The organism is Pseudomonas sp. MWU347 (assembly GCF_017947305.1).
GTDB classification, from domain to species: Bacteria; Pseudomonadota; Gammaproteobacteria; order Pseudomonadales; family Pseudomonadaceae; genus Aquipseudomonas; species Aquipseudomonas putida_A.
Map to the genome: position 1 here is coordinate 119,677 of NZ_JAFGZB010000002.1, position 13,533 is coordinate 133,209.

Sequence of the window (13,533 nt, forward strand, 5' to 3'; positions counted from 1 at the left end):
CTATGACGTCACTCACCCTCACCCACCTCGCCTGGACACCTCTGGGCCACGGCCACTGCCATCACCAGTTCCAGCTGCGTGACGCCTCGTTGCAGGTGGCCGCCGGTGAGTTCGTCGGGCTGATCGGTCCCAACGGCAGCGGCAAGACCAGCCTGCTGCGCTGCGCTTATCGCTTCAGTCAGCCGGAAAGCGGTGAGGTCAGACTCGATCATCACAACGTGTGGAAACAGTCTTCGCGCTGGTGCGCAAAGCGCATCGCCGTGGTCCTGCAGGAATTCCCCGATGCCTTTGGCCTGACCGTCGAAGAAGTGGTCGCCATGGGTCGCACGCCGCACAAAGGCCTGTTCGATGGCGACACGCTGGAAGATCGCAATCTGGCGACGCAAGCGCTCAAATCCGTCGGCCTCGACGGCTTCGAAGACCATGCGTTCGCCACCCTGTCCGGCGGTGAGAAGCAGCGGGTGATCCTTGCCCGCGCCCTGACTCAGCAACCGCAACTGCTGATCCTCGACGAGCCGACCAACCACCTCGACCCGCGTTATCAGCTCGAACTGCTGCAACTGGTCAAACGTCTGCAGATCGGCACCCTCGCCAGCATTCACGACCTGAACCTGGCCGCCGCGTTCTGTGACCGACTGTACGTGATCAACCACGGGCGGATCGTCGCCAGCGGCACGCCGCAAGAAGTACTGACCACCGAGCTGCTGCGCGAAGTGTTCGGCGTCGAGGCGTTGATCGATTCCCATCCCCTCCACGGCTACCCGCGAATCACCTGGATAACCCGACCATGACTGTGCGTTCCCTGCTTTGTGTCGCTCTTTTGTTGTGCAGTGCCCAGGCCTTCGCCGAAGCCACGAAATACCCGTTGACCATCCATAGCTGCAACCGCGAAGTGACCTTCAACGAAGCGCCGAAACACGCGGTCAGTCACGACATCAACATGACCCAGATGATGCTCGCCCTCGGCCTCAAATCGCGTATGGCCGGCTACAGCGGTGTCAGCGGCTGGAAGTCAGTAACGCCCGAAATGCAGTCGCTGCTCGACGGCTTGCCGGAGCTGGCCGCGAAATACCCGTCGGTGGAAACCCTGCTCAACGCCAACGTCGATTTCTTTTTCGCCGGCTGGGATTACGGCATGCGCGTCGGTGGCGACCTCACGCCGCAGACCCTGCAACCGCTGGGCATCAACGTATATGAGCTGACCGAATCCTGCGCCTTCGTGATGAAGCGTCCGGCGGCGACGCTGGACGACACCTACAACGACCTGCGCAATCTGGGGAAGATTTTCGACGTGCAGGATCGCGCCAACGCACTGATCGCCGACATGCAGAATCAGGTCGCCGAGATCCGCAAAGACCTGCCCGTCGACAAGCCGCGGGTGTTTCTCTACGACAGCGGCGAAGACCGCGCCATGACTTCCGGGCGTCTCGGCATGCCGCAAGCGCTGATCGACGCTGCGGGCGGGCGCAACATTCTCGATGACGTCGAAGCGAGCTGGACCCGGGTCAACTGGGAGACCGTGGTCGAGCGCAATCCGCAGGTGATCGTGATCGTCGACTACAGCGAAATCACCGCTGAACAGAAGATCGAATTTCTGCTGAAGAACCCGGCGCTGCAATCGGTCGATGCGATCAAGAACCAGCGCTTCATCGTCATCCCTTACGTGCAGGCCACGCCGGGGATCGATAACGTGCTGGCGGTGGAAACCCTGGCCAAGGGGTTCCACAGCGAATGATCGACCGTCGCTACGCCTTGTTGCTGATCGCCCTCGGCGCCGTGTTGCTGGTGTCGTGCGTGGTCTCGCTCGGTTTTGGTCCGGCGCGGGTGCCGGTGGAGGTGGTGTGGCGGATTCTGCTGCACAAGACCTTGGGTTTCGGCGAGGTGAGCTGGAGCGCCGGGCAGGAGCACATTGTCTGGCTGATCCGTGTGCCGCGCATGTTGCTCGGGGCGTTGGTCGGTGCCGGGTTGGCGTTGATTGGCGCGGTGCTGCAAGCGGTGACGCGCAATCCACTGGCCGATCCGCACCTGCTCGGCGTCACCTCCGGCGCGACACTCGGCGCCGTGATCGTGGTGCTGCACATAGGTGAGATCGTCGGTCTGCTGACCTTGCCGATTGCTGCTTTCATCGGTGCGTTGCTGAGCATGTTCCTGGTGCTGGGGATTGCCAACCGTCAGGGCCGGCTCGACAGCGACCGGTTGCTGCTGTGCGGCGTGGCGGTGTCGTTCGTGATGATGGCGATCGCCAACCTGCTGCTGTTCATGGGCGACCATCGCGCCAGCTCGGCGGTGATGTTCTGGATGCTCGGCGGCCTCGGCCTCGCGCGTTGGGAGTTGCTGACGGTGCCGGCCCTGAGCGTGTTGCTCGGCCTCGGTTTGCTGCTGGGTATGGCCCGACCGTTGAACGCCTTGATGGCCGGCGAACAGACCGCCGTCACCCTCGGTCTGAATGCCCGTGCGGTGCGCCTGCGGGTGTTTGTGATCGCGTCCTTGATGACCGGGGTGCTGGTGTCGATCAGCGGCTCGATCGGTTTTGTCGGGCTGATGGTGCCGCACATTGCCCGGCGCCTGGTCGGTGCCGAACACCGCCGATTACTGCCGGCCTGCGTACTGCTCGGCAGCCTGTTTCTGGTGTGGGTCGATGTCGCCGCGCGCACCCTGATCGCGCCGGAAGACCTGCCCATCGGCGTTGCCACCGCGGCTATCGGCGGTCTGTTCTTCATCGGCCTGATGCGCCGCCGCTGATCCAGCACAATCAACTTGTAGGAGTGAGCCTGCTCGCGATGACGGCGACACATTCGATATCAATGCGGATGACAGAACGCTATCGCGAGCAGGCTCACTCCTACAGGGGACAGTGTTGTCCTTGAAATCGCGCCCCAATCTGGCGCGGCCGCTTGCACCAACGCTCTCTCCGCGTCCCTTCATGGTGCACCCCACCCGCGCGGAACCGCTCTAAACCGACATTTCCCTGCCCGATCCCGACCGGGCACAGCCCTTGCAAAACACACCTTCAGTCGTCCGCATCTGCCAACCATAAAAAACTTTAACGTTCATGGAGATCGCACAATGAAGCGTCGCAGTTTGATCAAGGCTTTCACACTCACGGCATCCATTGCCGCGATGGGCATGACCTGGACTGTCCAGGCCGCCGAGACCATCAAGGTGGGGATTCTGCATTCGTTGTCCGGGACCATGGCGATCTCCGAAACATCGCTCAAAGACATGGCGCTGATGACCATCGACGAGATCAACGCCAAGGGCGGCGTGAACGGCAAGATGCTCGAACCGGTGGTTGTCGACCCGGCGTCGAACTGGCCGCTGTTCGCCGAGAAGGGCCGGCAGTTGCTGACTCAGGACAAAGTCGCCGTGGTGTTCGGTTGCTGGACCTCGGTATCACGTAAATCGGTACTGCCAGTGTTCGAAGAACTCAACGGCCTGCTGTTCTACCCGGTGCAGTACGAAGGCGAAGAGATGTCGCCAAACGTGTTCTACACCGGCGCCGCGCCGAACCAGCAAGCGATCCCTGCCGTTGAATACCTGATGAGCGAAGAAGGCGGCAGCGCCAAGCGCTTCTTCCTGCTCGGCACCGACTACGTCTATCCGCGCACCACCAACAAGATCCTGCGCTCGTTCCTGCACTCCAAAGGCGTGGCCGACAAGGACATCGAAGAGGTCTATACCCCGTTCGGTCATAGCGACTATCAAACCATCGTCGCCAACATCAAGAAATTCTCCGCTGGCGGCAAGACTGCTGTGATCTCCACGGTCAACGGCGACTCCAACGTGCCGTTCTACAAAGAGCTGGCCAACCAGGGCCTGAAAGCTACCGACGTACCGGTGGTGGCGTTCTCGGTGGGTGAAGAAGAGCTGCGCGGCATCGACACCAAACCGCTGGTGGGCAACCTTGCGGCGTGGAACTACTTCGAGTCCGTGGAGAACCCGGTGAACAAGAAGTTCGTCGCTGACTGGAAGGCTTACGCGAAGAAACACAACCTGCCGGGCGCCGACAAAGCGGTGACCAACGACCCGATGGAAGCCACTTACGTCGGCATCCACATGTGGGCGCAAGCGGTGGAGAAAGCCAAGTCCACCGACGTCGACAAGGTTCGCGAAGCACTGGCTGGCCAGACCTTCGCCGCGCCGTCCGGTTACACCCTGACCATGGACAAGACCAACCACCACCTGCACAAACCGGTGATGATCGGCGAGATCCAGAACGACGGTCAGTTCAACGTCGTGTGGCAGACCGAAGGCCCGATCCGCGCCCAGCCTTGGAGTCCGTTTATCGATGGCAACGACAAGAAGCCGGATTATGCGGTGAAGAGCAACTGAGCCATTGGGTGTCGGCCTCGCGCCTGGCGTGAGGCCGACTCGATCCCCCTGTGGGAACAATATTTTGTGGTGAGGGGATTCATCCCCGATGGGTCGCGAAGCGACCCCAAATGCTACAGGCGCGATGTACCTGTGAATCGCGGCGACTGTTTTTGCGACTGCTTCGCAGCCGATCGGGGATGAATCCCCTCGCCACAAAGACTGTGCCCACCATTAGTCCGCGCAAGGCGACTCTTTATGCCGACTACCCTTTACCGCTTCATCCTCGCCATCGCACTGCTGTTGCCGATGACTGCCTTTGCCGGCGACGCCGAAGACTTCGTCGCCGCCAATCCCGTGCAGCAAGCCAGACTGCTTGAAGCCTGGGCCGCGCAGCCCGAGCCGGCGCGTGTCGAGCTGATCAACGCCCTGCAACAAGGCGAATTGATCATCGACGGCCAGCCAAAAACCCTGCGTCTGAACAACCGCCTGCGGGGTCTGATCGACACCGCGTTGGCCAGCCACCAATTGCTCGCCGCCGACGCCAAAACCCGTCTGACTGCCGCGCAGCAATTGCAGAAAAGCGCGAAACCCGCGCAGCTGAAATTCCTCGACCAGCAACTGGCTGGCGAAAAAGATGAGAACGTCCACGCCGCCCTGAGCCTGGCCCTGGCCAACCTGCAATTGGTGGACAGCGATCCGGCAGTGCGTCTGGCCGCCGTGCGCCTGCTCGGTGAAACCGGCGATCCCCTGGCCCGCACCCGCCTCGAGGGTCTGCTCGAACCCGGCGTCGAAAGCGATGCCGGGGTGCGCACCGCCGCCGAAACCAGTCTGGCGCAGGTCAAGCGCAAACTGCTGATCGGCGAAGTACTCGGTCAAGCCTTCAGCGGCATGTCCCTCGGTTCGATTCTGCTGCTCGCGGCACTCGGTCTGGCGATCACCTTCGGCCTGCTCGGGGTAATCAACATGGCCCACGGCGAGATGCTGATGCTTGGCGCCTACTCGACCTACGTGGTGCAGCTGATGTTCCAGCGCTACGCCCCGCAAGCCATCGAGTTCTACCCGCTGATCGCGCTGCCGGTGGCGTTCTTCGTCACGGCGGCGATCGGCATGGCGCTGGAACGCACAGTGATTCGTCATCTCTACGGCCGACCACTGGAAACCCTGCTCGCCACCTGGGGCATCAGCCTGATGCTGATCCAGTTGGTGCGCCTGCTGTTCGGCGCGCAGAACGTTGAAGTGGCGAACCCGGCGTGGCTGTCCGGCGGGATTCAGGTGCTGCCGAATCTGGTGCTGCCGTACAACCGCATCGTGATCATCGCCTTTGCCTTGTTCGTGGTGGTGCTGACCTGGCTGCTGCTGAACAAGACCCGCCTCGGCCTCAACGTGCGTGCGGTAACGCAGAACCGCAACATGGCCGCCTGCTGCGGCGTGCCCACCGGGCGCGTCGACATGCTCGCCTTCGGCCTCGGCTCGGGCATCGCCGGCCTCGGTGGCGTGGCGCTGAGCCAGATCGGCAACGTCGGCCCGGACCTGGGCCAGAGCTACATCATCGACTCATTCCTGGTAGTGGTGCTCGGTGGCGTCGGCCAACTCGCCGGCAGCGTGCTCGCCGCGTTCGGGCTGGGCATCGCCAACAAGATTCTCGAACCGCAGATCGGTGCGGTACTCGGCAAGATCCTGATCCTCGCGCTGATCATTCTGTTCATCCAGAAACGTCCGCAAGGCCTCTTCGCACTGAAAGGACGGGTGATCGACTGATGAACCAGCCTCTACTTGTCACGGCCACGCAAAAAGCCGGGCCGAAAGTCACCCTTGCCATCGGCGCGGTGATCCTCGCGCTGCTGATCGCTCTACCGTTGCTCTCGCTGTTGCCGGCGGACAGCGCGCTGCATGTCTCGGCCTACACCCTGACGCTGGTCGGCAAAATCCTCTGCTACGCGATCGTCGCTCTGGCGCTGGATCTGGTCTGGGGCTACGCCGGGCTGCTGTCGCTGGGCCACGGCCTGTTCTTCGCCCTCGGCGGTTATGCGATGGGCATGTACCTGATGCGTCAGGCCGCCGGTGATGGTTTGCCGGCGTTCATGACCTTTCTGTCGTGGACCGACCTGCCGTGGTACTGGAGCGGCACCAGCAGTTTTATCTGGTCGATGTGTCTGGTGGTGCTGGCACCGGGTCTGCTGGCGCTGGTGTTCGGCTTCTTCGCCTTCCGTTCGCGGATCAAGGGTGTGTATTTCTCGATCATGACCCAGGCCCTGACCTTCGCCGGGATGCTCCTGTTTTTTCGCAACGAGACCGGCTTCGGCGGCAACAACGGTTTCACCAATTTCCGCACGATTCTCGGTTTCGGCATCACTGAGCCGGGCACCCGCGCGGTGCTGTTTCTGGCGACCGTGTTGCTGCTGGTGGCGAGTCTGTTCATCGGCTGGCGTCTGGCGCAGAGCAAGTTCGGCCGGGTGCTGACCGCGCTGCGCGATGCGGAAAACCGCCTGATGTTCTGCGGCTACGACCCGCGCGGCTTCAAGCTGTTCGTCTGGGTCTTGAGCGCGGTGCTGTGCGGTCTGGCCGGGGCGTTGTATGTACCGCAGGTGGGGATCATCAACCCCAGCGAAATGTCGCCGACCAACTCCATCGAAGCGGCAGTGTGGGTCGCCCTCGGCGGTCGCGGCACGCTGATCGGGCCGTTGCTCGGTGCCGGTGTGGTCAACGGCATGAAGAGCTGGTTCACCGTGGCTTTCCCCGAATACTGGCTGTTCTTCCTCGGCGCGCTGTTCATCGTCGTGACGTTGTATCTGCCCAAAGGCGTGATCGGCCTGCTGAAGAAACGAGGTGAACAATGAGAGTCACTGCGAGTGCTGAATTCATGCTCGAACCGGCGTTCTTCCCCGTGGAACCGAACAAGGACGAAGGCACCAGCCGTGACTCGATCGGCCTCGGCCAACGCGTCGGCCCGGGCCTCGACACCCGCCACGGCACGATCCTGACCCTGGAAGACATCAGCGTCAGCTTCGACGGCTTCCGTGCGCTGAACAATCTGAACCTGTACATCGGTGTCGGCGAACTGCGCTGCATCATCGGCCCCAATGGCGCAGGCAAGACCACGCTGATGGACGTCATCACCGGCAAGACCCGCCCCAGCCACGGCAAGGCGTGGTTCGGCGAAACCCTCGATCTGACGCAGATGAGCGAAGTGCAGATCGCCCAGGCCGGGATCGGCCGCAAGTTCCAGAAACCCACAGTGTTCGAAGCGCTCAGCGTGTTCGAGAATCTGGAGCTGGCGCAGAAGACCGACAAGTCGGTGTGGGCCAGTTTGCGCGCACGCCTGAGCGGCGAGCAGCGCGATCGCATCAGCGAAGTGCTGGAGACCATCCGCCTGACCACCTCGGTCAATCGCCCGGCGGGCTTGCTGTCACACGGCCAGAAGCAGTTTCTGGAGATCGGCATGTTGCTGATGCAAGACCCGCAACTGTTGCTGCTCGACGAACCGGTGGCGGGCATGACCGACGCCGAAACCGAATTCACCGCCGAGCTGTTCAAGAGCCTGGCCGGCAAGCATTCGCTGATGGTGGTCGAGCACGACATGGGCTTCGTTGGCTCGATTGCCGACCATGTGACGGTGCTGCATCAGGGCAGCGTGCTGGCGGAAGGCTCGCTGGAGCAGGTGCAGGAAAACGAGCGGGTGATCGAGGTCTATCTCGGCCGTTGAACTGCAAACACCTTTCCAATGTGGGAGCGGGCTTGCTCGCGAATGCGGTGTGCCATTCAAGTTGATGGCGACTGATCCACCGCATTCGCGAGCAAGCCCGCTCCCACAGGGGGATTTGAGGAGATTTTGAGAATGCTGCAAGTCGACAAGCTGCACCAGTACTACGGCGGTAGCCACATCCTCCGTGGCCTCTCATTCGACGTAAAAGTCGGCGAAGTCACCTGCCTGCTCGGGCGCAACGGCGTGGGCAAGACCACCCTGCTCAAATGCCTGATGGGCCTGTTGCCGGCCAAGGAAGGCGTGGTGAACTGGGAAGGCCAACCGATTACCACGTTCAAGCCGCACCAACGTGTACACGCCGGCATCGCCTATGTGCCACAGGGCCGGGAAATCTTCGGCCGGCTCACCGTGGAGGAGAATCTGCTGATGGGCCTGTCACGGTTTCCCGGCAGCGAAGCGAAAGAAGTACCAGGTTTCATCTACGAATTGTTCCCGGTGCTGCTACAAATGAAGCAGCGCCGCGGCGGTGACCTGTCCGGCGGTCAGCAACAGCAGCTGGCTATCGGTCGCGCCCTGGCCAGTCGTCCGCGTTTGCTGATCCTCGACGAGCCCACCGAAGGCATCCAGCCTTCGGTGATCAAGGAGATCGGCGCGGTGATCAAGAAGCTCGCGGCGCGGGGCGACATGGCGATTTTGCTGGTGGAGCAGTTCTACGATTTCGCTGCGGAGCTGGCCGATCAGTACCTGGTGATGTCCCGGGGCGAGATCGTGCAGCAGGGTCGCGGTGAAAATATGGAGGCCGAGGGTGTACGAGGTCTGGTAACAATTTAATCTGTAGCTTCCTAACGATAATTACAAACCATGAACTTACCGCTTCCCACTGCCCTGTTTACCCCGAGCTGGCACGCCGAGCTGGAACTGGCCTACGCCCGCTTCGGCGACTGCACGCGCCCGGTTCAGCGCCGGCATCTCGGCCCGCTGCGCGTGCAAAAGCACCTGTATGCCGAAGGCCCCGAGGTCTGCCAGCACATCATCGTCCACCCGCCGGGCGGGATCGCCGGGGGTGACCGGCTGAACATCAGCGCCCGCGTCGAACGGGACGCCTGGGCGCAGATCACCAGCCCCGGCGCCGCCAAGTGGTATCGCGCAGCGGGGCCGGCGTATCAGCAGCTCGATCTGAAAATCGCGACCGGTGCGACGCTGGAGTGGCTGCCGCAGGAAACTATCGTCTACAGCGCCGCTCAGGCCGAACTCACCACCTCGATCGAGCTTGAGGGCGATGCGCGGCTGTTCTACTGGGACGTGGTGGCGCTGGGTCGCCCGGCCAGTGGCGAGCGCTTCGACCTCGGACACTTTCAAGCGCATCTGGATATCCGCCGTGACGGGCGATTGCTCTGGCACGAGCGTCAGAGGATTACTGGCGGTGACGGCTTGCTCGATTCGCCGATCGGTCTGGATGGCAATCCGGTGTTTGCGACGCTGCTGGTGAGCGGTGAAATCGACGCCGAGCTGCTGGAGCGGTGTCGTTCGCTGGGCCATGAGGTGCGCGGTGATCTGACCCAGTTGCCGGGGCTTTTGGTTGCCCGCTGCCTGGCGAGCGAGGCACTGCTGGCCCGCGCCTGGCTGATCGACCTGTGGCGCCTGCTGCGCCCGGCCCTGCTCGGCCGCGAAGCGGTATCACCGAGAATCTGGAGCACTTGAAAAGCCACCCTCACCCCCCGCCCTCTCCCGGAGGGAGAAGGAGCCTGACCAGGTTGTCTGGAAGGAAATTTGCATTCTCGAAAAATATTGACTGACTGGACCGGCCTCGACAAACGACCGAGATCAGTCCCCTCTCCCTCCGGGAGAGGGCTAGGGTGAGGGATGGCTCTAACTGGCCCCCACGCCCGCAAGAACCTCACAAAACTGCCCTGATGGATACCCGCAATGGACCTGACCCCACGCGAAAAAGACAAGCTGTTGATCTTCACCGCCGGCCTCGTCGCCGAACGCCGACTGGCCCGAGGTGTGAAGCTCAACTACCCGGAAGCCATGGCCTATATCTCCGCCGCCCTGCTAGAAGGCGCCCGTGACGGCCAGACCGTGGCCGAGCTGATGCACTTCGGCACCACCCTGCTCAGCCGCGAGCAGGTGATGGAAGGCATCCCGGAAATGATCCCGGAGATCCAGGTCGAAGCGACGTTTCCCGACGGCACCAAACTGGTCACCGTCCACCAACCGATCGTCTGAGGCCGCGCCATGACCTACACCATTCGCGATGCCCTGCACGCCGACCTGCCTGCAATCCGCGACATCTACAACGACGCGGTGCTCAACACCACGGCGATCTGGAACGAATCGGCGGTCGACCTCGGCAATCGCCAGGCGTGGTTCAGCGCCCGTCAGGCCCAGGCCTACCCGATTCTGGTGATCGTCGACGCCGACAACGTTGTGCTCGGCTACGCTTCCTTTGGCGACTGGCGGCCGTTCGACGGTTTCCGCCATACCGTCGAACACTCGGTCTACGTCCGTAGCGATCAGCGCGGCAATGGCCTTGGCCCGCAATTGATGAGCGTGCTGATCGAGCGGGCCAAAGCCTGTGACAAGCATGTGATGGTCGCCGCCATCGAAAGTGGCAACGCCGCTTCCATTCGTCTGCATGAACGCGCCGGTTTCAGCATCACCGGACAAATGCCGCAAGTCGGCACCAAGTTCGGTCGCTGGCTCGATCTGACCTTCATGCAACTGACCCTCAATCCTGGCGCCCAGCCGCCGGTCGCCAACAAGGAGTGACACGCGATGAACCCCGCCCAACTGCGACGCGTCAATGCGGAAAGTTTTGCGCACTATCGTCAGGGCCTGATTGATCTGCTGCTCGACGCCGTGGGTTATGGCGCCAGCGTCGGCTTCATGGCCGACCTCGATGCCGCGCAGGCCCGCGCCTATTTCGATGAAGTGCAGCAACAAGTGAACAAGGGCAGCGTGTTGCTCTGGGTGGTGGTCAAGGATGAAGAGGTGCAGGCCAGCGTGCAGTTGGGCCTGTGCCAGAAGGCCAACGGCCTCAATCGCGCCGAAGTGCAGAAGCTGCTGGTGCGTGAACAGGCGCGGCGTCGTGGCCTCGGCCAGCAATTGATGAATGCGCTCGAGCTCGAAGCGGCCAAGCACAAGCGCGGCATGCTCTACCTCGACACCGAGGCTGGCTCCCCCGCCGAAGATTTCTACAAGGCCCTGGGTTACACCCGCGCCGGCGAAATTCCCGACTACGCCTGCGACCCGCACGGCACGTATCGCCCGACCGCCCTCTACTACAAGATTCTGCAAGGAGCCCGGCCATGATTCCCGGCCAGTACCAGATCCAGCCCGGCGACATCGAATTGAATGTCGGCCGCCGCACCCTCAGCCTGAAAGTCGCCAACAGCGGCGACCGGCCGATCCAGGTCGGTTCGCACTATCACTTTTTCGAAACCAACGACGCGCTGACCTTCGATCGCGCGGCCAGCCGTGGCATGCGCCTGAATATCCCGGCCGGCACCGCGGTGCGCTTCGAACCGGGGCAGAGCCGCGAGGTCGAGCTGGTGGAGTACGCCGGGCATCGGCGGGTGTTCGGCTTTGCCGGGCGGGTCATGGGTGATCTCTAAGTAATGCGGTGTCTGCTCTGGCCCCTTCGCGAGCAAGCCCGCTCCCACATTCGACCGCGTTCCTTCAGTTGAAATGCGGTCAATTGTGGGAGCGGGCTTGCTCGCGAATCTGTGAGCGCAGCGAACAGCCTCAAAGACCATTGAATTCCAAGGCGAACACATGAAGATTTCCAGACAAGCCTACGCCGACATGTTCGGCCCCACCGTCGGCGACAAGGTGCGCCTGGCGGACACCGAGTTGTGGATCGAAGTCGAAAAGGACTTCACCACCTACGGCGAAGAAGTCAAATTCGGCGGCGGCAAAGTCATCCGCGACGGCCAGGGCCAGAGCCAACTGCTCGCCGCCGAAGTGGTCGACACGCTGATCACCAACGCGTTGATCATCGACCACTGGGGCATCGTCAAAGCCGACGTCGGCCTCAAGGACGGGCGCATCGCCGCGATCGGCAAGGCCGGTAACCCGGACGTACAGCCCAACGTGACCATCGCCATCGGCGCCAGCACCGAGGTGATCGCCGGTGAAGGCATGATCCTCACTGCCGGCGGCATCGACACGCACATCCACTTCATCTGCCCGCAGCAGATCGAAGAAGCGCTGATGAGCGGTGTCACCACCATGATCGGCGGCGGCACCGGGCCGGCGACCGGCACCAACGCCACCACCTGCACCTCCGGGCCGTGGCACCTGGCGCGGATGCTGCAGGCCGCCGACGCGTTCCCGATGAACATCGGCCTCACCGGCAAGGGCAACGCCAGCCTGCCGGAGCCGCTGATCGAGCAGGTCAAGGCCGGCGCCATCGGCCTCAAACTGCACGAAGACTGGGGTACCACCCCGGCGAGCATCGACAACTGCCTGAGCGTCGCCGACCAGTACGACGTGCAGGTGGCGATCCACACCGACACCCTCAACGAATCGGGTTTCGTCGAAACCACCCTCGGCGCGTTCAAGGGCCGCACCATTCACACCTATCACACCGAAGGTGCCGGCGGCGGTCATGCGCCGGACATCATCAAGGCCTGCGGTTTTCCTAACGTGCTGCCGAGCTCGACCAACCCGACCCGGCCGTTCACCCGCAACACCATCGACGAACACCTCGACATGCTGATGGTCTGCCACCACCTCGACCCGAGCATCGCCGAAGACGTGGCGTTCGCCGAAAGCCGTATCCGCCGCGAAACCATCGCCGCCGAAGACATCCTCCACGACCTCGGCGCGTTTTCAATGATCAGCTCCGACAGCCAGGCCATGGGCCGCGTCGGCGAAGTCATCACACGCACCTGGCAGACTGCTGACAAGATGAAAAAGCAGCGCGGCCCGCTGCCGCAGGACGGCGAAGGCAACGACAACTTCCGCGCCAAGCGCTACATCGCCAAGTACACGATCAACCCGGCGATCACCCATGGCATCAGCCATGAAGTGGGTTCGATCGAAGTTGGCAAATGGGCCGACCTGGTGCTCTGGCGTCCGGCGTTCTTCGGCGTCAAACCGACGCTGATCCTCAAGGGTGGCGCCATCGCCGCCAGTCTGATGGGCGACGCCAACGCGTCGATTCCAACCCCGCAACCGGTGCACTACCGCCCGATGTTCGCCAGTTACGGCGGCTCGCTGCACGCCACCAGCCTGACGTTCATCAGTCAGGCCGCGCAGGAGGCCGGGTTGCCCGAGGCATTGGGCCTGAAGAAGAAAATCAGCGTGGTCAAAGGCTGCCGCGACGTACAGAAAACCGACCTGATCCACAACGATTACCTGCCGAACATCGACGTCGATCCGCAGACCTATCAGGTCAAGGCTGACGGCGTGCTGCTGTGGTGTGAACCGGCCGAGACCCTGCCGATGGCTCAGCGCTACTTCCTGTTCTGACGCACGGCAAAAGGCCCCGGTTTCGTGTCTTGCGCACG

Annotated in this window: 14 protein-coding genes; all 14 read left to right on the forward strand. The window is 62.6% G+C overall.

Features of this window, described 5'->3' with window-relative positions; all coding sequences use genetic code 11:
* Positions 1-2: 2 nt before the first annotated feature.
* Positions 3-791 (forward strand): ABC transporter ATP-binding protein, encoded by a 789-nt coding sequence (locus KCG87_RS04155; protein WP_134785324.1) that lies wholly within the window; start codon positions 3-5, stop codon positions 789-791.
* A complete protein-coding gene (locus KCG87_RS04160; RefSeq protein ID WP_210556683.1) occupies positions 788-1,735 on the forward strand; it encodes an ABC transporter substrate-binding protein in 948 nt (315 codons plus the stop codon). The genes KCG87_RS04155 and KCG87_RS04160 overlap by 4 nt, the downstream gene beginning before the upstream one ends.
* On the forward strand, positions 1,732-2,742 hold the full coding sequence (locus KCG87_RS04165; RefSeq protein WP_210556685.1) for an iron ABC transporter permease: 1,011 nt from the start codon (positions 1,732-1,734) through the stop codon (positions 2,740-2,742). The genes KCG87_RS04160 and KCG87_RS04165 overlap by 4 nt, the downstream gene beginning before the upstream one ends.
* Positions 2,743-3,066: 324 nt before the next feature.
* Complete coding sequence (gene urtA, locus KCG87_RS04170) at positions 3,067-4,332, forward strand: urea ABC transporter substrate-binding protein (RefSeq protein WP_064585757.1); 1,266 nt, start codon at positions 3,067-3,069, stop codon at positions 4,330-4,332.
* Between the two features lie 237 nt (positions 4,333-4,569).
* Entirely contained in the window at positions 4,570-6,072 is a 1,503-nt protein-coding gene (gene urtB, locus KCG87_RS04175; protein ID WP_210556687.1) for an urea ABC transporter permease subunit UrtB, read from the forward strand.
* Positions 6,072-7,151 (forward strand): urea ABC transporter permease subunit UrtC, encoded by a 1,080-nt coding sequence (urtC, locus tag KCG87_RS04180; protein WP_098966991.1) that lies wholly within the window; start codon positions 6,072-6,074, stop codon positions 7,149-7,151. The genes urtB and urtC overlap by 1 nt, the downstream gene beginning before the upstream one ends.
* A 23-nt stretch (positions 7,152-7,174) precedes the next feature.
* Positions 7,175-8,017, forward strand: coding sequence for an urea ABC transporter ATP-binding protein UrtD (urtD, locus tag KCG87_RS04185; protein ID WP_171061818.1), 843 nt, complete (start codon positions 7,175-7,177; stop codon positions 8,015-8,017).
* A 132-nt stretch (positions 8,018-8,149) separates the two neighbouring features.
* Complete coding sequence (urtE, locus tag KCG87_RS04190) at positions 8,150-8,848, forward strand: urea ABC transporter ATP-binding subunit UrtE (protein WP_098966990.1); 699 nt, start codon at positions 8,150-8,152, stop codon at positions 8,846-8,848.
* A gap of 30 nt (positions 8,849-8,878) precedes the next feature.
* Positions 8,879-9,718, forward strand: coding sequence for an urease accessory protein UreD (locus KCG87_RS04195; protein WP_210556689.1), 840 nt, complete (start codon positions 8,879-8,881; stop codon positions 9,716-9,718).
* Positions 9,719-9,943: 225 nt separating this feature from the next.
* Positions 9,944-10,246 (forward strand): urease subunit gamma, encoded by a 303-nt coding sequence (gene ureA, locus KCG87_RS04200; protein ID WP_007915951.1) that lies wholly within the window; start codon positions 9,944-9,946, stop codon positions 10,244-10,246.
* Between the two features lie 9 nt (positions 10,247-10,255).
* Positions 10,256-10,789: a GNAT family N-acetyltransferase gene (locus KCG87_RS04205; protein ID WP_047600616.1), complete on the forward strand. Its 534-nt coding sequence runs from the start codon at positions 10,256-10,258 to the stop codon at positions 10,787-10,789.
* 6 nt (positions 10,790-10,795) lie between these two features.
* Complete coding sequence (locus KCG87_RS04210) at positions 10,796-11,332, forward strand: GNAT family N-acetyltransferase (protein WP_027613558.1); 537 nt, start codon at positions 10,796-10,798, stop codon at positions 11,330-11,332.
* Positions 11,329-11,634, forward strand: a complete 306-nt coding sequence (locus KCG87_RS04215) for an urease subunit beta (RefSeq protein ID WP_098966985.1) — start codon at positions 11,329-11,331, stop codon at positions 11,632-11,634. Before KCG87_RS04210 ends, KCG87_RS04215 begins: the two co-directional genes overlap by 4 nt.
* A gap of 160 nt (positions 11,635-11,794) precedes the next feature.
* Positions 11,795-13,495, forward strand: a complete 1,701-nt coding sequence (gene ureC / locus KCG87_RS04220; RefSeq protein ID WP_134785318.1) for an urease subunit alpha — start codon at positions 11,795-11,797, stop codon at positions 13,493-13,495.
* Positions 13,496-13,533: the final 38 nt, after the last annotated feature.